This window comes from Alcanivorax sp. IL3 (genome assembly GCF_047495465.1).
Lineage (GTDB): Bacteria > Pseudomonadota > Gammaproteobacteria > Pseudomonadales > Alcanivoracaceae > Alcanivorax > Alcanivorax jadensis.
The window spans coordinates 974430-994979 of sequence record NZ_CP179931.1; the positions used below are offsets into that span (position 1 = coordinate 974430).

The following is a 20550-nucleotide window of genomic DNA, read 5'->3' on the forward strand; positions in this document are numbered from 1 at the left end:
ATGGGTGAACGCAACAGTCAGACCAGCAAATGTGCGTAAAGCACGGTGGCCAGGCCCAGGAAGGCAAAGAAGCCGACAATATCGGTGATGGTGGTGAGCACCACGGAGCCGGCCAGGGCCGGGTCGATGCCCATCTTTTTCATGATCATGGGCAGCATGGCGCCCGCACAGGCGGCCATGATCAGGTTGATGATCATGGCGGTGGCGATGACCATGCCGATACTGGGGTCGTCGAACCATAGCGCAGCGGTAATGCCAATCACCGTGGCCCACAGCACGCCATTCAATGCCCCCACGGATAGTTCCTTGACCAGCAGATAGCGCGTATTGCTCGACTGGATCTGCCCCAGTGCCATAGCGCGGATCACCAGGGTCAGGGTCTGGCTGCCAGCGATGCCGCCCATGCTGGCAACGATAGGCATGAGGATGGCCAGCGCCACCACTTTTTCCAGGGTGGCTTCGAACAGCCCGATGACGGCGGAGGCGGCCAGGGCGGTCAGCAGGTTGATCCCCAGCCAGACAGCCCGGCGGCGAGCGGTCTGCCAAACGGAACCGAAGGTGTCCTCGTCTTCATCCAGACCGGCCATACTCATCAGCGAGTGGTCGGCTTCCTCGATAATCACGTCGACCACGTCATCAATGGTAATCCGGCCGACCAGCATGCCGTCTTCGTCCACCACCGGTGCGGTTACCAGATCCTGACGTTCGAAGATCTTGGCGACTTCATGAGCGGGCAAGGTGGCAGGGATGGATTCGGCGTCGGTGATCATGGCCTCCCGCACGGTGGTGCCGGGGTCGCTGATCAGGACCTTGGTCAGCGGCAGCAGCCCGATAAACTGGTTGCGGCGATTGACCACGGCCAGGTTATCGGTGGTACGGGGAATTTCACCCCGCCGACGCAGATAGCGCTGTACGACCTCGAAGGTGATTTCCGGGCGGATGGTAATCACATCCGTGTTCATCAGGCCCCCGGCAGTATCCTCCGGGTAACTCATTACCTGTTCCAGCCGGTCGCGATTCTGTTCATCCAGGCTGGCCATGACCTGGCTGGTAACGTGGTCCGGCAATTCCTGCAGGAGGTCGGCCAGGTCATCGGTGTCCAGCTCTTCCACCAGCGAGACCAGCTCGTCGGTGCTCAGATTGCGCAGCAGCTCAACCCGCACTTCCTCGCCCAGATACTGGAGGACCTCGCTTTCCTGATCCTTGCTCAGCAGTTGCCAGAGAATTTCCCGTTCCCGGGGAGGGAACGATTCCAGCAAATGCGCCGCCTCAGCACCGGGCAGATTATTGAACAGCTGACGGACCTGGGTATAGGTGCCGCTGGACAAGGCGCGGTTGATGATTTTGTGGTGCTGTTGGCTACGGCTGGTATCGGCGGGCATAAATAGGACAGGCAGTTGACAGGTGATAGTTGACAGTGGACAGCTAAAAACAGGCTGGCCGCGAGCGAGCCCCTAACTGTTAACTGTCAACTATCAACTATCAACTGTTTTTTCATTCTTCTTCGTCAAAGCGGCGGCCGAACAGATCGGTGAGTTCTTCCATGGCGGCGGTTTCATCGTTGCCGTCAACCTGAAAGGTAACGCTGGTGCCCTTGGCGGCGCCAAGCATCAACAACCCCATGATGCTTTTGGCGTCGATGGGGTTGCCGTTGTGAATGACGTGAATGCGGCTTTCATAGCGTGAGGCCACGCTGACCACCTTGGCGGCAGCACGGGCATGCAGGCCAAGCTTGTTGATGATATCCAGTTGCTTTTCGATCATTGAGTGGTGGAAGCCTAATCCAGTTCGCGGTGGCGGACCTGAAGGGTGGTGCCCTCATTGCGTAGCCGTTTTGCCAGTTGCTCGGTAATGAATACCGAACGATGGCGGCCACCGGTGCAGCCGATGGCGACCGTCACATAGCTGCGATCGCTGTCAGCAAACGCCGGCAGCCAGCGTTTTACGAAATGATGAATGTCATCAAGCATGTCGTGGCTGGCCTGGTGCTGCTGGAGGAAATCGATGATGGCGTCATCGCGGCCGGTAAAGGGCCGCAGGTCGGCCCGCCAGTGCGGGTTGGGCAGTACTCGCACGTCAAACACCAGATCGGCATCGTTGGGCAAGCCGTTCTTGAACCCGAAGGATTCCAGTTGCAGGGACAGGGCCGCGCTGCGATTGGCTACCCGCTCGCGCATCAGGTTGCGCAGGCTGTGAACGTCATAGTTGCTGGTGTCGATCACCAGGTCGGCACGCAGGCGGATATTGGAGAGCAATTCCCGCTCATGCTGAATGGCTGCCTCCACGGAGCCCTGCTGGGCGCCCAGCGGGTGACGCCGCCGGGTGGCGCTGAAGCGCTTCAGCAGAGTGCTGTCGTCCGCATCCAGGTAAATAATTTCGGTCTTTACCTGCTGCTGGTGTAGTGCATCAAGGATGGCATCAAAGGCCAGCAACTGGGTGGGCAGGTTGCGGGCATCAATGCCTACTGCCGCTCGTTCTATGGGTAGCTCACCCTGATCAAGCTGCTCCGCCAGTGTCGGGAGCATGCCCACCGGCAGATTGTCGACGCAGTAGTAGTTCTGGTCTTCCATGGCTTGCAGGGCGGTGGTTTTCCCCGAGCCGGATCGGCCGCTGATGATGGTGAGTTTCATGGTTGCACCGCTTGCATGCTATTTGCCGCACGTTGACACGCAAAATTGATAGACGAGGGGATATCCCGGGTGATGCCTGAAAGCGTGTTGCGTTCCTTCATGATGCCAGTCGCAGCTCCGCTTCGGATTCCACGGCGGTGTGATAAAGGTGATGATCGTTCTTGCTCAATCGCAGTTCGTCACGGTAATCGTCGTGGTTGAACAGGGAAGCCAGGTGGCTGAGGGTTTTCAGGTGCTGTTCAGGGTTTTCCTGGGGAACCAGCAGCACAAAAACCAGATCTACCGGACGACCGTCAACGGCGTCGAAATCGATGGGGGTAGACAGTTTCAGCAGCAGCCCGATGGGTTGCTGGCAGTGACCAAGACGGCAGTGAGGAATGGCGATGCCTTCACCGATGCCCGTGGAGCCCAGCTTTTCCCGGGCTACCAAGGCATCGAAGACCTCCTGTTCGTTGAGGCTGTCGCAGCCGGCCGCGGCCAGCTGCGCAACCTGGTCCAGCAGCTGTTTCTTGCTGCTGGCCTGCACCTCGCTATGGGTGCGTGCTTCGGTGAGTAGTTCGCGAACTCGCATAATTGTCGCTTTGGGTTCAGTGGCCGCCGTGCTTGTGGCTGACAGCCTTTTCCTTGTGTTTGAGGATCTGGCGGTCGAGCTTGTCCGTCAGCTTGTCGATGGCAGCGTACATGTCCACTGCTTCAGCGGTGGCGAAGACGTCGGCCCCGGAAATATGGATGGTGGATTCTGCCTTGTGGGTTTTGGGTTCCGGAGAAAGAATCACCTGGACACTGGTAATCTGGTCGAAATGCCGTTCAAGACGGGAGAATTTGTCTCCTACGTAGGCTCGCAAAGCATCGGTAATTTCCAGGTGATGACCGCTGATATTAATTTGCATGGCTGACTCCTTTACCTGCTCGTTGGGCCGTCCCGGCGCCTACACCAAACGCTTGCGGGCGCTGGATGACGGTATTCTCATCGCCTCACGATACTTGGCGACTGTCCGGCGCGCCACGTTGATCCCCTGCTCGTTCAACAAGCTAGCCAGCTTGTTGTCGCTAAGCGGCTTGCGGGGATTCTCGGCAGCGACCAGCTTCTTAATAATGGCACGAATAGCGGTGGAGGAACACTCACCGCCGCCGTCTGTTCCCACGTGGCTGGAGAAGAAATACTTGAGCTCAAAGACGCCGCGGGGTGTCATCATGTATTTCTGGTTGGTGACCCGACTGATGGTCGATTCGTGCATCTCGACGGCATCAGCAATCTCGGCCAGAACCAGCGGTTTCATTGCCTCCTCGCCATAGTCAAAGAAGTCTTGTTGAACTTCAACGATGCGGGTGGCCACCTTCAGCAGGGTGTCGTGGCGGCTTTGCAGGCTCTTGATGAACCACTTGGCCTCCTGCACGCAGTTGCGCAGGTACTGACCATCCTCGCCACCGGCCTTGCGGGCCATGGAGGCGTACTGCTGCTGCAGGTTGACCTTGGGCAGCACTTCCTCATTCAGGCTGACCTGCCAGCGTCCCTGGTGCTGGCGCACAATCACGTCCGGCACCGCGTAATCCACCTGGCTTTCACCGATCTGTTCGCCGGGTGCCGGGTCCAGGGTGCGCAGCAGCGAGAGCGCGTCGAGCAGGTTTTCTTCGCTGATCTGCAGTACCCGGCGCAGGGCGGCGTAGTCGTGCTTTTCCAGCAGCGCGAGATGCCCCAGCAGGGCCAGGGCATAGTCCAGAAAGGGAGTGTCTGTGGGGAGTTGGCGCAACTGCACCCGCAGGCAGTCGGCCAGATCCAGGCTGGCGACCCCTACCGGATCGAATTGCTGCAGGCGGTGCTGAACTGCCAGTACTTCATCGGCTTCCAGTTCGTCGCCTTCGGTGAGCAGGTCATCCTGGGCGTTCATCATCGCTACGATCTCGTCCACGGTGACGGTCAGGTAGCCGCGATCGTCCAGGGACTCGATGATGGTCATGGCGATAATGCGGTCTACATCGCTCATGGGGGTCAGATTCAGTTGCCAGAGCAGGTGGTCCTGAAGATTGCCGGCAATGCTATGGCGTTGTTGCCAGTCGTCGGCATCGTCGGGGAGGGCGCTGGAGGCACTGCTGGTCTGGCCGGAATAGACATCGTCCCATTCCGTTTCGATGCCGGGTTCGTCGTCCACGAACTCTTCCAGAGCGTCGTCACGCTCGGTATCCAGCTCCTGTTCGTCCTGACGTTCTTCGTCAGCGTCAGGCAGGGATTCGTCACCGAAATCATCAGCCAGCTCCAGCAACGGATTGCTTTCCACTGCCTGCTGAATCTCCTGACGCAAGTCCAGCGTGGATAGCTGCAAGAGGCGAATGGCCTGCTGCAGCTGCGGTGTCATGGTCAGCTGCTGGCCGATTTGTAGTTGTAGGCTTGGCTTCATACTGCTCAGGCTGATGTCATCCCCAAAACACGAGAATAACAGCCTATGCATAAGGCAAGCAATATTTGTGCCAATGATGGTTGTGTGCTAGAGAGCAAAGTTGACAGTTGATAGTGGACAGTTGACAGCGTCGCGGGGAATCCTGTCTTTATCTGCAATGTCTGAGGCTGCGTTTAAAGTTTGGGCGCGGCCCTCAAAGGGCTTCAGAACCAAGTGCCTTTATCGCGTAGCTGTCAACTGTCCACTATCAACTGTCAATTTGTTTACAGCCTGAAATCGGCCCCCAGGTACACATCCCGCACCTGCTGGTTACCGAGAATGGTGTCGGCGTCGCCGGAGGCGATAATGTGCCCGGCGCTGACAATATAGGCGGTGTCACAGATATCCAGGGTTTCGCGCACGTTGTGATCGGTGATCAGCACGCCGATGCCGCGCTCTTTCAGGTGGCGGATGATGCCCTTGATGTCGTTCACGGAAATCGGGTCCACGCCGGCGAAGGGTTCATCCAGCAGGATGAAATCCGGGTCGGTGGCCAGACCGCGGGCGATTTCTGCCCGACGTCGTTCACCGCCGGACAGGCTCATGCCCAGGGAATCACGGATATGGGTGATATGGAATTCCTTGAGCAGGCTCTCCATGCGCTCGTGGCGATCCGCCTTGCTGAGCTCCTTGCGGGTTTCCAGGATCGCCATGATGTTTTCTTCCACGGTCAGGCGGCGGAAGATGCTGGCTTCTTGTGGCAGATAGCCGATGCCGCGCTGGGCGCGGCCATGCATGGGCAGATGGGTGATATCCGCCTCGTTGATGTCGATTCGCCCGGCGTCCGCTTCCACCAGGCCGACAATCATGTAGAAGCAGGTGGTCTTGCCGGCGCCATTGGGGCCGAGCAGGCCGACGATCTGGCCGGCCTCCACGTCCAGGGAGACATCCTCGATGACTCGGCGACCCTTGTAGCTTTTTGCCAGGTGGTGGGCACGTAAATGGCTCATAGGGTGTTTGGCTCCGCCTCGGAGGAGGGCTCTACGGGCGCCTCTTCGTTTGTATTGTTGTCCGCAGGAGTGTCTTCCTTGGGCGTCTGATTTTCGGCAGGGATCACCAGTCGCACACGCTTGTCGCCTTCGCTGCTGGCGTCAACCCGCTTGGAATCCAGGCTGTACTCCACCTTGGCGCCTTCGAAGGTGTTGCCCAGGTGTTCAATGTAAGCGTCGCCGGTAAGTACCAGGGTGCGTTGGCGAATATCGTAGACCAGGTTGTTGGCGTGGGCCTGCAGGTCCTCACCTTCTTCCATGCGCACCGGGGTGCCGGACGCTTCCACGCGGATCAGTTCGCCATTGCGGGTAAACAGGCGCATTTCGTCTGCAAACAGTTTCCGCTTGCCCTGTATCAGTTCCACATTGCCGCGATAAAGCCCGCTGCCGGCGTCCTGTTCGAAACGCCCCGAGTCGGCGGTGACGGAAACTGGCATTTGCGGTGGGGCGGCCACTGTGCTCACCGGCAGGGCCGCAGCCAGGGCGATGGTGCAGGTTCTAAGAAGCCGGCGCATCAAACTCACTCTTTACTCCTTTTTCAAGGGTCAGTATGCCCTTGTCGAGATCGGCCTCCAGCGCACCCGCGCGGGTCTTGCCGGATTCAAATTCTATGTCAACATCCCCGGGAGAGCTGGCGATGTTGGTCTCGCTGAGAAAGCGCAGCTCCTGGGTATCCAGGGTGATTTTCTGTTGCTGATTGCTGGCTGTCACGTCGCCGGAGAAAACAATCAGGTCGCCATTTTCCTGCACCACGCCCTGCTCGCTGACAATGGTCCAGCTGCCTTTGTCGTTGGCCATTTCCAGCTCAGGTTGCTGCATTTCCGTGAGCGGGTTGTGGTCGTACTGGGTCAGAGTCTCGGCGGTGAGATAGTACTGGAGACGGCCGTCATCTTCACTAAAGGCGCGTGCTGTAATGTCCTTGGCGACGATGGCTGGCGCGGTGAGGATGGCATCCTCCTGGCCCGGCAGGGAGTCATCCCACTCGTGCAGGGTCATCAGCATGACCAGCCCCAGCATCAGGATGCCGGTGGCGCTGAGCAAGCCCTGGCGCTTCATGCTGGGCTCCGTTGCGCGAGGATGGCGTCGCAGATTTCGCGAACCGCGCCTTCGCCGCCGCGCCGTTCGGTAATGTGGTCGGCAGCTGCCTTGGCGCAGTCATGGGCATTGGCCGGGGCAAAACTGAGCTGGGCCCAGTCCAGGGCGCTCACGTCGGGTTCGTCATCGCCGGCATAGCCGGTCTCGCTGGCGGCGATGCCTAGCTGTTGCGCCAGATCGGCCAGGGCCACCCCCTTGTCTTCGCGGCCCTGTATCACATGAGCGATGCCCAGGTCGGCGGCGCGTTTGGCCACCATGGGCGTGTTGCGACCGGTGATGATGGCCAGGGTGACGCCGCTGGCGGCCAGTTTTTTCAGGCCGTGGCCGTCCAGGGTGTTGAAGACCTTGATGGCTTCGCCTTCCGGGCTGAAGTAGATGCGCCCGTCGGTCATCACCCCGTCCACGTCGAAGGCCATCAGGCGCAGGTTCTGTGTATCAATGGACGACAGTTGCATGGGCATTTACACCACCCCCGCGCGCAGTAGGTCCTGCATGTTGAAGGCACCAAGAGGCTTGTGGTCCTTGTCGCAGACCATCAGGCCATTGATCTTGCGGGTTTCCATGATCTGCAGGGCCTCGGCGGCCAGGTGGCCGGGTTCGATGGTGATCGGCTGAGCCACCATGACCTCATCGATGGTGGCCTTGCGAATGTCGATATCCCGATCCAGCATGCGGCGCAGATCGCCATCCGTAAAGATGCCGGCCAGGGTGCCGTCGTCCCGGGCGATGGCGGTCATGCCCAGCCCTTTGCGGGTCATTTCCAGCAGGGCTTCGCTGAGCGGAGTGCCCGAGGCAACCACCGGCAGGCGCTCGCCAGCATGCATGATATCGTCCACCTTGAGCAGCAGGCGGCGGCCCAGGCTGCCACCGGGGTGGCTCATGGCGAAGTCTTCAGGGGTGAAACCGCGTGCTTCCAGCAGCGCGATGGCCAGGGCATCGCCCATGGCGAGAGCCGCCGTGGTGGAGGAGGTGGGCGCCAGATTGTGCGGGCAGGCCTCTTCGTTGACTGCCACGGTCAGGTGTACGTCGGAGAGTTGCGCCAGCGCGGATTGCGGACGACCGGTCATGCCGATCAGGGCGGTGCCCTTGCGCTTTATCACCGGCAAAATGGCCAGCACTTCGGCGGTTTCGCCGGAATTGGACAGGGCCAGCACCACGTCATCGGTGGTGATCATGCCCAGGTCGCCGTGGGAGGCTTCACCCGGGTGAACAAAGAAAGCGGGGGTGCCGGTGCTGGCCAGGGTGGCGGCCAGTTTGCTGCCCACATGGCCACTTTTGCCCATGCCGGTAACAATTACCCGGCCACGGGCGCCAAGCATCAGGTCGCAGGCGGCGGAGAAGCTGTCATCCAGGCTGTCTTTCAGGGCGTCCACGGCTCTGGCTTCGATGTCCAGAACCCGTCGGCCCACGCCGATGTGGTTGTGACTCATTCATCTCTCCTCTGGTCGGGGCCGATTATACATTGCTGGGCAGGCCACGTTGACCCGAATTCTGTTTCATTTGGAACCGTTGTGACATCTTGGGACTCCAATAAAGCAGATGCGGTTCAGTGTGTTACTGGACATCAGCGGTATAAAACCGTAAAACCGCCGGACATTAACAGGGAGTTTTCTATGCATTTGCAGCGTGTGATCCGGATCTGGCTGGCGATGGTGCTTACCGCCATGGCCTCTTTGGCGGCGGCGGAAAATGATCCGCGGCAAGTGGTGATGGAAGCGGTGGAGCGCATGACATCCCGCATTGAAGCGGAGCGGGAGCAACTGGAAACGAACCCGGACCGGGCCAGGGAACTGGTGCGCGAGGAGCTGGGCGACCTTGTGGATTTCAAGCGTATCACCCGCATGGTGATGGGCGATTACTTCGGACCGTCCAGCAAGGAGCAGAAGTACCGCTTTCTGGATGTGTTCAAGAACAGCCTGATCAACACCTATGCCTCCGGCATCACCCTTTATGAAGGTCAGAAGATTACCACCCTGCCCATGCAGGAAGGGGACCGCAAGGGCGACTATGCACGGGTGCGCATGGAGGTGAAAACCAACTCCGGCAAGACCGTGCCGATCTATTACACCCTGTTCCAGCGTGATGATCAGTGGCGGGTGATCAATGTCTACGTCAACGGTCTGGATTTGCGCGATACCTTCCAGAGCCAGTTCGCCCAGGGTATGCAGCAGTACAACGACATCGACAAGGTGATCGACAACTGGTCCGCGGACGCCAAGATCGACGCCGGCATCGAGGGTGAAGACCAGAAGAGCTGATTGTTCGGCCGCCGCCGCCGTGGCAAGGGGGCGCCGGCTCGCGTATTATTGCCGTTTTTACCGAGGAGCGGGTCTGTCCCGCTCCTTGCTGTTCGGGCCGCTGTCGGCCCCGATGAGGAGCGAACATGAATCCGGAAGAGGTAAAAGCGCTGGTCGAAGCCGGTTTTGATGATGCCGACGTGGCGGTGGAAGGCGGCGGCGACCGGTTCCAGATTCGCGTGATATCTACCGCCTTTGACGGCCTGATGCCGGTGAAGAAGCAGCAGCTGGTGTACGCGACCATCAACGAGCAGATCCAGAGCAATACTATCCACGCGGTGCAGATCATTACCTATACCCCGGCCGAGTGGGAAAAAGCCCAGAAAATGGGTATCGGCTGAGGCATTGCGCCCGGCCTTCTGACAAGCCTAGAGACAGTTCATGGATAAATTGATCATCACCGGCGGTCGGCGTCTGGACGGCGAAATCCGTATTTCCGGCGCCAAGAACGCAGCACTGCCGATCCTGGCCGCCACCCTGCTGGCCGACGAGCCGGTCACCGTGGGCAACCTGCCGCATCTGCAGGATGTCACCACCCTGATCGAGCTGCTGGGTCGCATGGGCGTCCACGTGGTGATCGACGACCGCATGAACGTGGAAGTAAACGCTACCACCATCAAGGAACTCACCGCTCCCTACGAGCTGGTGAAGACCATGCGTGCGTCCATCCTGGTACTGGGCCCCATGGTGGCTCATTTTGGCAGGGCCTCAGTGTCGCTGCCCGGTGGTTGTGCCATTGGCTCGCGGCCGGTGGATATTCACCTGCGCGGGCTGGAGGCCATGGGCGCCACCATCGAAGTGGCCAACGGTTATGTGCACGCCTCTGTGGAGGGCCGTCTCAAGGGGGCTCGCATTGTCATGGATACGGTGACCGTGACTGGTACCGAAAACCTGATGATGGCGGCGGCGCTGGCGGAAGGCACCACCTACCTGGAAAACGCGGCCCGCGAACCGGAAGTGGTGGATCTGGCTGACTTCATCAACACCATGGGTGGCAAGGTCAGTGGCGCCGGTACCGACACCATCACTATTGAAGGGGTGGAGAGTCTTCACGGCGGTCATCATGAAGTGATCGCCGACCGTATCGAAACCGGTACCTACCTGATTGCCGCTGCTATCACCGGTGGCCGTATCAAGACCAAGGACACCGTGCCAGGCATTCTCGATGCGGTGCTGCAAAAGCTGGAAGAAGCCGGCGCAAAAATTACCACCGGTGACGACTGGATCGAGCTGGACATGGAGGGTCGTCGGCCCAAGGCCATCTCGCTGCGGACCGCGCCGTACCCGGCCATGCCCACGGACATGCAGGCTCAGTTCATGGCCCTGAACCTGATCGCCGAGGGCACCGGCACCATTGTGGAAACGGTCTTTGAAAACCGCTTCATGCATGTGCAGGAAATGAACCGCATGGGCGCCGATATCGAAGTGCAGGGCAATACCGCTATTTGTCGCGGTGTGGAGCAGCTTACCGGTGCGCCGGTGATGGCCACCGACCTGCGCGCCTCCGCCTCCCTGGTGATCGCGGCGCTGGCGGCGCAAGGGGAAACCACGGTAGACCGTATCTATCACATCGATCGCGGCTATGAGTGTATTGAAGAGAAACTGCAATCGCTGGGTGCGGTGATTCGCCGCGTCCCGCGCTGATCGGGAAAGAGCGTCGTAATGACCAAGCCGTTGACCATCGCCCTGTCCAAAGGGCGCATCCTCAAGGAAACCCTGCCGCTGCTGAAAGCGGCGGGCATTGAACTGCTGGAAGATCCGGAAGCGTCACGCAAGCTGATCTTCGATACTACCCGCGATGATGTGAAAATCATCATTATTCGCGCCACCGATGTGCCCCCCTATGTGCAGCACGGTGCGGCGGATATCGGTGTGGCCGGCAAGGATGTGCTCATGGAGCATGGCGGCGACGGCGTGTTCGAACCCCTGGATCTGAATATCGCTCGTTGCAAATTGATGGTAGCGGCGGTGAAGGATGCCCCGGATGCGGGGGACGCCTGCGCGTGGCCACCAAATTCGTCAACGTGGCCAAGGCCTACTACGCCCAGCAGGGCAAACAGGCAGAAGTGATCAAGCTTTACGGTGCCATGGAGCTGGCGCCGCTGGTGGGTCTGGCCGACCGTATCGTGGACATCGTGGACACTGGCAACACCCTGCGCGCCAATGGTCTGGAGCCCACAGAGCTGATCGCCCATATTTCCACCCGGGTGATCGTCAACCGCGCCAGCATGAAAACCCGCCACGGGGACATTCAGGGCATCCTGGATCAGCTGGCCGAGGCGGTGGAGGCCCGTAAGGCCGGTTAAAGGCTTTTCACCACAGAGGTCACAGAGCATACAGAGTAAAAAAAACTTACCGGTTCGGTGTGCTTTTGAGCGAGAGGCTTTGTTGATCTCTGTGATAGAAAAAGACCCGCCTTCCTTTCACTGAACTCTGTGCCCTCTGTGGTAAAAAACAGATTGTGACTTTGACAACGGTGCCAACCATGGAAACCACCTGGCTTAACGCCCAAGACGCGGATTTCGATGCCAAGCTGGCCGCCCTTACCGCCTGGTCCGAAGAGCGGGACGAGGAAGTGGCGGATCGGGTGCGCGGTATTCTTCGTGATGTGGCCAAACGCGGCGATGCGGCGCTGGTGGAATACACCAACCGCTTTGACCGCCGTGACGTGGCCGGCATGGATGAGCTGGTGGTGGGGCATGATCAATTGCAGGCGGCACTGGATCGTATTCCCGCCGAACAGCGCCAGGCGCTGGAAGCGGCCGCCGAACGGGTGCGTCGCTATCATGAAAAGCAGAAGCAGGATTCCTGGCAGTACCGGGAAACCGACGGCACCCTGCTGGGCCAGCAAGTCACCCCGCTGGACCGGGCCGGTATTTACGTGCCCGGCGGCAAGGCCGCCTATCCCAGCTCGGTGCTGATGAATGCCCTGCCGGCCAAGGTGGCCGGCGTCGGTGAAATCATCATGGTGTCTCCGGCCCCTGATGGTGAAATCAATGACATGGTGCTGGCGGCGGCGGCCATTGCCGGGGTGGACAAGCTGTTCACCCTTGGCGGTGCCCAGGCGGTGGCAGCACTGGCCTATGGCAGCGACACCGTCCCTGCCGTGGACAAGATCAGTGGGACCCGGCAACATCTATGTGGCGGAAGCCAAGCGTCAGGTGTTCGGCAAGGTGGGCATCGACATGATCGCCGGCCCGTCGGAAATTCTGGTGGTATGCGACGGCAAGACCGACCCGGACTGGATCGCCATGGATCTGTTTTCCCAGGCAGAGCATGACGAGGAAGCCCAGGCCATTCTGGTCAGCCCCGATGGCGACTTCCTGCAGCAGGTGGCCGAGTCCATGGAAAAACTGGCGGTGACCCTGGAGCGGGAAACCATCATCCGCACGTCCATGAAAAACCGCGGGGCCATGATTCAGGTGCAGGATCTGCAGCAGGCCATCGCCCTGGCCAATACCATCGCCTCCGAGCACCTGGAGTTGTCCATCGACGACGCGGAACAGTGGGCAAAGCAGATTCGTCATGCCGGCGCCATCTTCCTGGGTCGTCATACTCCGGAAGCCCTGGGTGATTACTGCGCGGGCCCCAACCACGTGTTGCCCACCAGTGCGACGGCACGGTTTTCTTCACCCCTGGGTGTCTATGATTTCCAGAAGCGCAGCTCGCTGATCGGCTGCTCCCCGGAGGGTGCCAGTGAACTGGCGAAAATCGCCTCACCGCTGGCCCGCGGCGAAAGCCTCACCGCCCACGCGCGCAGTGCCGAGTATCGGATCAAGAAATAAATAGTTTTCACCACAGAGGCCACAGAGTAAAAAAACAGTGCTCTTGTCTGAAGTCGGGAAGAGTCTGTGGTGTGGGTGTACTGAGCGTAGCGAACGGCACCCTACGTGGGCCTTCTATGATCGCGATAGGAAACGAGCTGTCTCTTCCTCAATGAACTCTGTGCCCTCTGTGGTAAAAAATCTTTTGGCTGAAGGTCTATGAGCAAATACTGGAGCGATTTCGTTCACCACCTGGAACCCTACGTCCCCGGCGAGCAGCCGAAGATGGAGAGGTTGGTGAAACTGAACACCAACGAGCACCCGCTGGGCCCTTCGCCCAAGGTGATCGAGGTGATTCGTGCGGGGGCGGACGAGCGACTGCGCTTGTACCCGGACCCGGACAGCAGCCAGCTCAAGCAGGCCATTGCCGATTACTATTCCGGTAAAGGCCATGACATCAAACGCTCCCAGGTATTTGTCGGCAACGGTTCCGATGAAGTGCTGGCGCATCTGTTCATGGGCTTTTTCAAACAGGATGAACCGCTCCTTTTTCCGGATATCACCTACAGCTTTTATAAAGTGTACTGCGGGCTTTATCAGATCGACTATCAGGCCGTACCGCTCAATGCCGAGCTGGCCATTGATGTCGGTGACTATCTTGATGAAGAAAAGCCGCGTCCCAACGGCGGGATTATTTTCCCCAATCCCAACGCCCCCACCGGCAGGTTGTTACCACTGAGTGAGATTGAGCGTCTGCTGCAAGCCAATACCGAGTCATTGGTGGTGATTGATGAGGCTTATATTGATTTCGGCGGCGACACGGCCATTAGCCTGGTCAATCGCTACCCGAACCTGCTGGTCACCCAGACCCTGTCCAAGTCTCGTTCCCTGGCCGGTTTGCGCATCGGTCTGGCGGTGGGCGATGAAGCACTGATCGATGGCCTCAACCGCATCAAGGACAGCTTCAATTCCTATCCGCTGGACCAGCTGGCCATTGCCGCTGGCGCTGCGGCGTTTGAGGACCAGGAATGGTTCGCACAGGGCTGTGAGCTGGTAATCAGTCAGCGGGATTGGCTCAATGAAAAACTGGCGGCACGGGGCTTCGAGAGTCTGCCGTCAGCGGCAAACTTCCTGTTCACCTTTCACCCGCAACACAGTGGTTCCTCCCTGGCTCAGGGCCTGCGAGAGCAGGGCATCATCGTGCGTCACTTCGGTAAACCCGAGCGCATTGCTGATTACCTGCGAATTACTGTTGGTACGGTAGAGCAGAATCAGGCGTTGATCGAGGCGCTGGACACGCTGCTCTGATTCCCGCTGCGGAAAAATCTTTTTTCACCACAGAGGGCGCCGAGCACACAGAGAAAAAGGCTGGCTCGGTATCCTGTGGTGAAAGCCTTTCGTGTAGGAACGTCGCTGGCGGCGCGATTCTGCCGTTGATAAAACATCCATTGCAGAATGCGTAGGGTCCAGTTCGCCTTAGGCTCAGTGCACCCTGCGCGGGCCGCCCGGGTTTATCTTTTTCTCAGTGAGCTCTGTGTCCTCTGTGGTAAAAAAATCTTTTGCTACACAAGGAGAGAGATCGCGCCAACCAGCGCCGCAAGCGTCCCCGCTTGAACCTTTCCGCATCCCTGCGGTACTAACAGGTATCGCCCAACGGAAAGGCCCCGATAATGAAAAAACCTTACTGCTTGCCTGCGCGCTGTTGCCGGCCCCTCTTTTTGCCGCCGATTTCACTGTTGCCGCCCCGGTGACCGATGCGGTGCTGTTTCCCGCCCAGGCCCACCTGACTCGCGCTCTCAGCCAGCCTCTGTCTGCCGGTGAACACCAATTGCTGGTCAGCGGCTTGCCGGAGCTGGATCTGGACAGCTTGCAGGTGGCAGTGGAAGGGGCTCAGTTGCTGGGTATGCGCCAGGGATTTGCCATCAATAAAGCCGATGTATCAGCCCGTCGCGCCGAGCTGGATACAGCCATCCGCGAGCTGGAGCATTCCATGGCTGCTGCCAAGGCGGCTGATGGCCTGGATCAGCAGCAGATCAATCATCTGCAATCCCTGATGGGGCAGGCTCCCCAGGGGCAGGCAGTGTTTGCCCAGGTGCCAGTGGAAAAGTGGTCCAGCGCCTGGGAATCCATCGGCAAGGCGGTGGAAAAACGTCAGACGGCCATCAATCAGCGGGCGGTGACGCGTCACGATCAGCAGCAGACACTGGATGCCCTGCGCCAAGAGCGCCAGCAACTGGGTCAGGGGCAGACGCGCAGTCGCGAGCTGGTTCTCACCGTCAGCACGGCCAAGCCTTCCACTGCGCGGGTTCAGTTGCAGTATTTTACCGGACAGGCCGGCTGGCAGAACCAGCTGCGCGTGGATATGAATAGCGGTAGTGAAACCGTGGCGGTAACCGGTATTGCCCTGATTCATAACCGCACCGGTGAAGATTGGCAGAATGTCAGCGCTACCCTGGGGCTGGTGCCCGCCGGCTACCGCCACTTGCCGGACCCGCAGCCCTGGATCGTACGTCTGGCAACGCCACAGCCGGAAATGCGCAAGCAATCATTGCGAGCGGTAATGGCCGAGCCTGCTGCCTATGAGGCGGACATGGCGAGCGGCAACAGCATGCCGATGGCGCCTCCTGTTGCGCACGGTTTCGATATGCGCGTGCCGCTCTCGGCGCCGCTGTCCCTGGCCAGTGGCGACGCCAGTGCTCGGGTACCCTATCAGCAGGCAGAACTGCCGGTGACGCTGAGCCGGGAAAGCTATCTTTGGCAGCAGCCTGCGGTGTTGCTGGTTGGGGAGTGGAAGAACACCAGCCCGCTGCCCTGGCTGGCGGGCAGCGTCACTTTGCTGCGCGATGGTCAGCGCCTGACCCGTTATCACCGCAGCGAGAGCATCAAGCAGGGCGAGCAGATAAAAATGAGCTTCGGTGATGACCCGCGCCTGCAGATCGATGTGGTCCGCGAGCCTTCCCGGGAAGGCGAGACCGGCCTGATCAGCAAGGAAAGCACTCTGTCGGCCCTGAAGAACATTACTCTCACCTCCCACTACGACAAGTCGATCACGGTAAACCTGCTGGACCGTTTGCCGGTGGCCGGCAACGATGACATTACCGTCACTGCCAAAGGCAAGCCCGCCGATGACCGCGATGTGGATGATGTGAAGGGCCTGCAACGCTGGCAATTCACCCTGCCCGCCGGCGGAGAGGAAAGCTTCAAGCAGGGCTTCGAGATTCGTTATCCGGCGGGGGAGAGTTTGAGTGGGGTGGAAGGGCTTTGAAAGGCAATTGATAGTTGATAATGGATAATTGATAACTGCGCGATCAAGCGCAGGAATAATCTGAAAGCAAAGAGGCCGCGCTCAAGTAATTGGACGCGGCCTCTTTGCTTTCAGTATAACCGCGAGACAGGCTCGCGACGTTATCAATTATCCATTATCAACTATCAATTAACCCTCATTCCGTTTCCGCCGGCGGCCGTGTACCAATGACCACATCCACGGTCAGGGGCTGGCGATTGCGGACGATGTTGAGGCTGACTTTCTCGTCCGGTTTCATGCCGGCGATGCGGTTCATGGCTTCGTAGCCGTCGGCCATGGCGATGTCGTTGATGCCCACCAGCACATCGCCGGGTTGCAGGCCGCCCTTGTGGGCGGGGCTGTCGATGACCACTTCGGTGATCACGCCGCCACGGACCTGATCCATGCCGAAAGTTTCGGCCAGGGATGGTGTAATATCCTGCACGGTGACGCCCAGGTAACCGCGAATTACCCGGCCATGGTCGATCAGGTCGCGCATCACTTCCCGGGCAATGGAGGCCGGGGTGGCGAAGCCGATGCCCTGCCAGCTGCCATCCGCCGAGAGAATAGCGGTGTTGATGCCGATCAGATGGCCGCGGGTATCAATCAGGGCGCCGCCGGAGTTGCCCCGGTTGATGGCCGCGTCGGTCTGGATGAAGTTTTCGAAGGTGGCAATGCCCAGATGGCTGCGCCCGGTGGCGCTGACAATGCCCATGGAGACGGTCTGGCCCACGCCTAGCGGGTTGCCGATGGCCAGCACCACATCACCTACCTGCACCGGGCCGTTGCCATTGAGTTCCACTTCCGGCAGGTCCTCCAGCGCCACATGGAGCAGGGCCAGATCGGTTTCCGGGTCAGTGCCGACTACCCGTGCCGGGGCGTCGCGACCATCGCGCAGGGCTACCAGGATTTCGTCCGCATCGCGGATTACGTGATAACTGGTGAGGATGTAGCCTTTGTCGTCCACGATTACCCCGGAGCCCAGGCTGTTCAGTGCCCGTTCCCGGCGGGGTTCTTCCATGAAGCGGTTGAATAGGGGGTCTTCCGGCACATCCTCGCTGGCGAGAATCTGGGTCGTGAAGATATTGACCACCGCCGGGGCGGCGTGGTTGACCGCGCCGGCATAGCTGGCGGTGCCGCTGTCATAGCGACCGGGTCGGGCATTGGGGCCCCACTCGTACCACCACAGCACAGCCAGGCCCACGGCCAGGCCCGCCAGGATCGGTCCGGCAAAAAAACGAAAGGCTCTGATCACCGACAATGCCCCCATGCGCTCGCTTTGGCCCGTGCTATTGCCTTGCGCAGCCGACGAGACGGGGTGCGAACGAGACAAGCGCGGGTCTGGATAGGTAAACTGCGCGCAATATTATCAGATCATTGCCCGGTAGGTGTCATGCTCAAGCGCGATTACATGCTGACCTTGCTCGACCAGGAGCTGGCTGCGGATCACTTTCAGGATTACTGTCCCAATGGATTGCAGGTGGAAGGCCGCGAGCAGATCCGGCGGGTGGTCAGCGGGGTTACCGCCTGCCAGGCCTTGATCGATGCAGCAATCGTGGAAGACGCGGATGCCATCCTGGTCCACCATGGCTACTTCTGGAAGGGCGAAAACCAGCGGGTGCGGGGCATGAAAAAGCAGCGCCTGCAGACTCTGTTACGTCACGATATCAACCTGTTTGCCTATCATCTTCCTCTGGATGCGCACCCGACTCTGGGTAATAACGCCCAGCTCGCCCGGCGTCTGGGTTTCAGTGTGGAAGGGGGCTGGACGATTCGCCGCGCCCCATCGGCAATGTGGGGCGGCTGGACAGCCCCATGTCTGCGGCGGAGTTCGCCGCCCACGCGGAAGCGGTGCTGGGTCGGACCCCGCTGCATGTGGGGGATCCGGGCGACGAAATAGAAACCATCGGCTGGTGCACCGGCGGTGCCCAGGGCTTTATCGACAAGGCCCAGACCCGGGGTGTGGACGCCTATCTGAGTGGTGAGATTTCCGAACCCACCACCCACTTTGCCCGGGAAACCGGCATGCATTATTTCGCCTGTGGTCATCATGCCACCGAACGCTACGGGGTCCAGGCCCTGGGGCAATGGCTCAATGAGCGGTTCGGTGTGGAACATATCTTTATCGATATCGATAATCCGGCCTGAAACAGGTTCTGAGGAACACCCTGATCCCATGAAGATTACTGTTGTATATAACCCGACCGCCGGTGGTGGTCGGGAGAAGCTGCTTTGCCGCTTTGTGGCCGAACTGGAAAAACAGGGCGCCCGGGTGCGCCTTTACCACACCCGTGGGCCGGGTGATGCCACCGAGTACCTGCAGGGCCTGGAAGATCAGGGCGACTGTGTGGTGGCGGTGGGCGGTGACGGCACCACCAACGAAGTCCTCAATGGTCTGGCTCCCGGTGTGGCCCTGGGCGTCTTTGCCACTGGTACCGCCAATGTGCTGGCAAAAGAGCTGCAGTTGCCCAGAACGCCGGAGCTGGCGGCTCAGATCGTGGTCAATGGCAAGAATGTGCCGGTGACGCCGGCCCGGCTCAACGGCCGGCGCTTTATCATGATGTGTGGCATCGGCTATGACGCCTGGGTGGTGAACGGGGTGAATCTGGCGGTGAAGGAGCGCTTCGGCAAACTGGCCTATGTGCAGTCCATGCTCGCGCAGATCCGCCGTTACGGTCAGCGTCATTACCGGGTCATGGTGGATGGCCGTCCGCTGGACTGTTTCTCCGCCATTGTCACCAATGGTCGCCATTACGGCGGCAGCTTTGTGCTCAGCCGGGAAGCCAACATTCTGCGGCCCCAGGTACAGGTGCTGTTGTTCCAGAAGCCGGGAGTCAGTTTCTTGCTGCGTTGCCTGGCTGCGCTGTTGCTGGGGCGTATGGAGCGGGTCGACGGCGTTGCCAGCCTACGGGCCCAGCGGGTGGAGATCCGCTGTGAGGGCGCCGATGAGCCGATCCAGGCCGATGGCGACCCGGCCGGCCAACTGCCGGCGGAGATTGTGATGGAAGATGAGCCGGTACCCATGCGGGTGGCGGATACGTTCCAGTAATTCATGGCAAGGCGTCTTTGAATAACCCGGCTCCCAGGATCGCCATCGAAATCTGTGATGGTTCATTCCCTGCCGGATAATTGCAGCCGGGAAAGGTCCCGGGAGTGTTGGGCCGTTACTACTAGGCCTGACTACAGGGCCACGAGAAGTAAAAGCGGAACTGTCAGGCCACTCGGCCAGGAAATAAAAAAGCCCGCGAAAGCGGGCTTTTTTTATTCGGCGACAAATGCAAAACAGGAACCGGTTGACGCGGTAAGGCGGTTGCATGACGCCTGTTGCGCTTCAGTTTCCTCTCATTTCTTCTCTTCCGGCGGGCAACCCTGTTCGTCACAGCCTTCCGCATAATCACGTGGCGGCTCGACGATGTTGTCAGGTACCGGGCTGTCTGCCACATCCACCGGTGTGAAAGGCCCGGTGGCTTTCTGTTGCAGGCCGAAATCCTCGGCGAGGGTGCCGCCCTTGGCGCTGGGGGCATAGTCCAGCGGCGGCGCCACCGGTTCATCGCTGCCTTTTTGCGGGGCGGAATCCAGGGATTTCGCCACCGCCCGTTTGCGACCCACTTCGGAGCACAGTGCCTGAGCGCCCTTGGAAAGATGTTCGTGGACAGAGCGATAGGCCTGCGTCATATCGTTGACCAGCTCTGCGGTGTGCAGGAAATGGTCATCCACCTGATCACGATAATGATTGAGGGCCTGGCGGGCCTCATCGCGATCACGGATCAACTGGCCGGCCTGACGCCGTGCCGGTAACAACCAGAACAGTAATCCTGCGCCCACTACCACGCCGGCGGCGAAGCACAGCACCCCAGTTGTCAGCATATCCATGGCATACTCCTTCTGAATTCCAGCTATTCCAGCACAGTGCCGGGCAGTCGCCAAGGGTTAGAGCCTATTCAGGGTATCTTCACAACCGCGTTGCCGCTAAAAATGGTCCCAGGCAAGGCATGAACCGCAGGGCCTGACGGGTCAAGTTCAAGGTTCATAACACAGCATGGGGCCATTTTTAGCG

General features: G+C 59.7%; 19 protein-coding genes and 3 pseudogenes. 9 read left to right on the top strand and 13 right to left on the bottom strand.

The window, feature by feature from the left end; genetic code table 11:
• Positions 1–17: 17 nt before the first annotated feature.
• The 11 genes from mgtE to ACMG4M_RS04665 all read right to left on the bottom strand — a co-directional run bounded on the left by mgtE (position 18) and on the right by ACMG4M_RS04665 (position 8579).
• Complete coding sequence (mgtE, locus tag ACMG4M_RS04615; protein WP_035248098.1) at positions 18–1382, bottom strand: magnesium transporter; 1365 nt, start codon at positions 1380–1382, stop codon at positions 18–20.
• 112 nt (positions 1383–1494) lie between these two features.
• Complete coding sequence (locus ACMG4M_RS04620; RefSeq protein ID WP_035248097.1) at positions 1495–1764, bottom strand: HPr family phosphocarrier protein; 270 nt, start codon at positions 1762–1764, stop codon at positions 1495–1497.
• Between the two features lie 14 nt (positions 1765–1778).
• Positions 1779–2630 carry an RNase adapter RapZ gene (gene rapZ / locus ACMG4M_RS04625; RefSeq protein ID WP_035248096.1) on the bottom strand — a complete coding sequence of 284 codons (852 nt, stop codon included), beginning with the start codon at positions 2628–2630 and terminating at the stop codon, positions 1779–1781.
• 97 nt (positions 2631–2727) lie between these two features.
• A complete protein-coding gene (ptsN, locus tag ACMG4M_RS04630) occupies positions 2728–3201 on the bottom strand; it encodes a PTS IIA-like nitrogen regulatory protein PtsN (RefSeq protein WP_414430789.1) in 474 nt (157 codons plus the stop codon).
• A 16-nt stretch (positions 3202–3217) separates the two neighbouring features.
• Entirely contained in the window at positions 3218–3520 is a 303-nt protein-coding gene (gene hpf / locus ACMG4M_RS04635; RefSeq protein ID WP_035248094.1) for a ribosome hibernation-promoting factor, HPF/YfiA family, read from the bottom strand.
• Positions 3521–3559: 39 nt separating this feature from the next.
• Positions 3560–5026 carry an RNA polymerase factor sigma-54 gene (locus tag ACMG4M_RS04640; RefSeq protein WP_035248093.1) on the bottom strand — a complete coding sequence of 489 codons (1467 nt, stop codon included), beginning with the start codon at positions 5024–5026 and terminating at the stop codon, positions 3560–3562.
• Positions 5027–5289: 263 nt separating this feature from the next.
• Complete coding sequence (gene lptB / locus ACMG4M_RS04645) at positions 5290–6015, bottom strand: LPS export ABC transporter ATP-binding protein (RefSeq protein WP_035248092.1); 726 nt, start codon at positions 6013–6015, stop codon at positions 5290–5292.
• Positions 6012–6569 carry a lipopolysaccharide transport periplasmic protein LptA gene (gene lptA / locus ACMG4M_RS04650; protein ID WP_052042806.1) on the bottom strand — a complete coding sequence of 186 codons (558 nt, stop codon included), beginning with the start codon at positions 6567–6569 and terminating at the stop codon, positions 6012–6014. The genes lptB and lptA overlap by 4 nt, the downstream gene beginning before the upstream one ends.
• Positions 6553–7110, bottom strand: a complete 558-nt coding sequence (lptC, locus tag ACMG4M_RS04655; RefSeq protein WP_035248090.1) for an LPS export ABC transporter periplasmic protein LptC — start codon at positions 7108–7110, stop codon at positions 6553–6555. The genes lptA and lptC overlap by 17 nt, the downstream gene beginning before the upstream one ends.
• Positions 7107–7610 (bottom strand): KdsC family phosphatase, encoded by a 504-nt coding sequence (locus tag ACMG4M_RS04660; RefSeq protein WP_035248088.1) that lies wholly within the window; start codon positions 7608–7610, stop codon positions 7107–7109. Before ACMG4M_RS04660 ends, lptC begins: the two co-directional genes overlap by 4 nt.
• Positions 7611–8579 carry a KpsF/GutQ family sugar-phosphate isomerase gene (locus ACMG4M_RS04665; protein ID WP_035248086.1) on the bottom strand — a complete coding sequence of 323 codons (969 nt, stop codon included), beginning with the start codon at positions 8577–8579 and terminating at the stop codon, positions 7611–7613.
• Between the two features lie 183 nt (positions 8580–8762).
• Between ACMG4M_RS04665 and ACMG4M_RS04670 the strand changes: the two genes are divergently transcribed.
• The 7 genes and pseudogenes from ACMG4M_RS04670 to ACMG4M_RS04700 all read left to right on the top strand — a co-directional run bounded on the left by ACMG4M_RS04670 (position 8763) and on the right by ACMG4M_RS04700 (position 16475).
• A complete protein-coding gene (locus ACMG4M_RS04670; RefSeq protein WP_035248084.1) occupies positions 8763–9407 on the top strand; it encodes a phospholipid-binding protein MlaC in 645 nt (214 codons plus the stop codon).
• A gap of 125 nt (positions 9408–9532) precedes the next feature.
• Positions 9533–9787, top strand: coding sequence for a BolA family protein (locus tag ACMG4M_RS04675; RefSeq protein WP_035248083.1), 255 nt, complete (start codon positions 9533–9535; stop codon positions 9785–9787).
• 40 nt (positions 9788–9827) lie between these two features.
• Complete coding sequence (murA, locus tag ACMG4M_RS04680; RefSeq protein ID WP_035248081.1) at positions 9828–11090, top strand: UDP-N-acetylglucosamine 1-carboxyvinyltransferase; 1263 nt, start codon at positions 9828–9830, stop codon at positions 11088–11090.
• An 18-nt stretch (positions 11091–11108) separates the two neighbouring features.
• Positions 11109–11752: pseudogene (gene hisG, locus ACMG4M_RS04685) on the top strand (ATP phosphoribosyltransferase).
• Positions 11753–11931: 179 nt separating this feature from the next.
• Positions 11932–13231 (top strand): annotated as a pseudogene (gene hisD, locus ACMG4M_RS04690) (histidinol dehydrogenase).
• A 198-nt stretch (positions 13232–13429) separates the two neighbouring features.
• Entirely contained in the window at positions 13430–14518 is a 1089-nt protein-coding gene (hisC, locus tag ACMG4M_RS04695; RefSeq protein WP_035248074.1) for a histidinol-phosphate transaminase, read from the top strand.
• Between the two features lie 394 nt (positions 14519–14912).
• Complete coding sequence (locus ACMG4M_RS04700; protein ID WP_414430790.1) at positions 14913–16475, top strand: DUF4139 domain-containing protein; 1563 nt, start codon at positions 14913–14915, stop codon at positions 16473–16475.
• A 175-nt stretch (positions 16476–16650) separates the two neighbouring features.
• On the opposite strand, the gene ACMG4M_RS04705 is transcribed toward ACMG4M_RS04700, so the two are convergent.
• Entirely contained in the window at positions 16651–17763 is a 1113-nt protein-coding gene (locus ACMG4M_RS04705) for a S1C family serine protease (RefSeq protein ID WP_035248071.1), read from the bottom strand.
• A gap of 123 nt (positions 17764–17886) precedes the next feature.
• Here ACMG4M_RS04705 and ACMG4M_RS04710 point away from each other — a divergent pair.
• Positions 17887–18641: pseudogene (locus tag ACMG4M_RS04710) on the top strand (Nif3-like dinuclear metal center hexameric protein).
• 28 nt (positions 18642–18669) lie between these two features.
• Positions 18670–19542, top strand: a complete 873-nt coding sequence (locus ACMG4M_RS04715; protein WP_035248066.1) for a diacylglycerol/lipid kinase family protein — start codon at positions 18670–18672, stop codon at positions 19540–19542.
• Between the two features lie 293 nt (positions 19543–19835).
• Here ACMG4M_RS04715 and ACMG4M_RS04720 read toward each other — a convergent pair whose 3' ends face one another.
• The gene (locus ACMG4M_RS04720) at positions 19836–20366 is read right to left on the bottom strand and encodes a YhcB family protein (RefSeq protein WP_035248065.1); all 531 of its coding nucleotides are present in this window, start codon (positions 20364–20366) and stop codon (positions 19836–19838) included.
• Positions 20367–20550 lie beyond the last annotated feature (184 nt).

What these genes read in the sequence shown, in the direction of transcription:
- rapZ (WP_035248096.1), bottom strand. Translation starts at nt 2,630, where the DNA reads ATGAAACTCACCATCATCAGCGGCCGATCCGGCTCGGGGAAAACCACC.
- ptsN (WP_414430789.1), bottom strand. Translation starts at nt 3,201, where the DNA reads ATGCGAGTTCGCGAACTACTCACCGAAGCACGCACCCATAGCGAGGTG.
- ACMG4M_RS04720 (WP_035248065.1), bottom strand. Translation starts at nt 20,366, where the DNA reads ATGGATATGCTGACAACTGGGGTGCTGTGCTTCGCCGCCGGCGTGGTA.
- ACMG4M_RS04715 (WP_035248066.1), top strand. Translation starts at nt 18,670, where the DNA reads ATGAAGATTACTGTTGTATATAACCCGACCGCCGGTGGTGGTCGGGAG.
- ACMG4M_RS04640 (WP_035248093.1), bottom strand. Translation starts at nt 5,026, where the DNA reads ATGAAGCCAAGCCTACAACTACAAATCGGCCAGCAGCTGACCATGACA.
- lptA (WP_052042806.1), bottom strand. Translation starts at nt 6,569, where the DNA reads ATGCGCCGGCTTCTTAGAACCTGCACCATCGCCCTGGCTGCGGCCCTG.
- murA (WP_035248081.1), top strand. Translation starts at nt 9,828, where the DNA reads ATGGATAAATTGATCATCACCGGCGGTCGGCGTCTGGACGGCGAAATC.
- ACMG4M_RS04665 (WP_035248086.1), bottom strand. Translation starts at nt 8,579, where the DNA reads ATGAGTCACAACCACATCGGCGTGGGCCGACGGGTTCTGGACATCGAA.
- lptC (WP_035248090.1), bottom strand. Translation starts at nt 7,110, where the DNA reads ATGAAGCGCCAGGGCTTGCTCAGCGCCACCGGCATCCTGATGCTGGGG.
- ACMG4M_RS04705 (WP_035248071.1), bottom strand. Translation starts at nt 17,763, where the DNA reads ATGGGGGCATTGTCGGTGATCAGAGCCTTTCGTTTTTTTGCCGGACCG.
- hisC (WP_035248074.1), top strand. Translation starts at nt 13,430, where the DNA reads ATGAGCAAATACTGGAGCGATTTCGTTCACCACCTGGAACCCTACGTC.
- lptB (WP_035248092.1), bottom strand. Translation starts at nt 6,015, where the DNA reads ATGAGCCATTTACGTGCCCACCACCTGGCAAAAAGCTACAAGGGTCGC.
- ACMG4M_RS04660 (WP_035248088.1), bottom strand. Translation starts at nt 7,610, where the DNA reads ATGCCCATGCAACTGTCGTCCATTGATACACAGAACCTGCGCCTGATG.
- ACMG4M_RS04675 (WP_035248083.1), top strand. Translation starts at nt 9,533, where the DNA reads ATGAATCCGGAAGAGGTAAAAGCGCTGGTCGAAGCCGGTTTTGATGAT.
- ACMG4M_RS04670 (WP_035248084.1), top strand. Translation starts at nt 8,763, where the DNA reads ATGCATTTGCAGCGTGTGATCCGGATCTGGCTGGCGATGGTGCTTACC.
- mgtE (WP_035248098.1), bottom strand. Translation starts at nt 1,382, where the DNA reads ATGCCCGCCGATACCAGCCGTAGCCAACAGCACCACAAAATCATCAAC.
- hpf (WP_035248094.1), bottom strand. Translation starts at nt 3,520, where the DNA reads ATGCAAATTAATATCAGCGGTCATCACCTGGAAATTACCGATGCTTTG.
- ACMG4M_RS04620 (WP_035248097.1), bottom strand. Translation starts at nt 1,764, where the DNA reads ATGATCGAAAAGCAACTGGATATCATCAACAAGCTTGGCCTGCATGCC.